The organism is Kineococcus sp. AC630, assembly GCF_979255925.1.
This window is the reverse complement of record NZ_CEEDMJ010000095.1, coordinates 1-261: the sequence shown is the minus strand read 5'-3', so window position 1 is coordinate 261 and position 261 is coordinate 1. Positions and strand designations below refer to the sequence as shown.

General features: G+C 79.3%; 1 protein-coding gene. It reads right to left on the bottom strand.

Going from position 1 to position 261, the window contains the following annotated elements; translation table 11 throughout:
- The coding region (locus AC0I8G_RS25990; protein ID WP_471732519.1) for a hypothetical protein at positions 1-261 on the bottom strand (261 nt) is incomplete at both ends.

Below are 261 nucleotides of genomic sequence, written 5' to 3'. Positions count from 1 at the left end.
GGCGTCGGGCTCGCCACCAACAGCGTCGAGGCGGCGTCTCCCCCGGTCACGACGAGCACGGCGCGCAACCCCCGCACCGCGTCGGCCAACGCTCCCCGGGGGGGCAGGGGGAGCTGGCGTGCGCCACCCGGTTCGGAGCGCCCGGGCTCGACCGGCACCTCCGCCAGGACCTCGAGCCCGCTGGCCCGCTCCACGGCCGCGTCGTCGGCGAGGCGGTCCTGGCACGCGTCACGGACGAAGGCCCCCCCGCGGCCCACGACG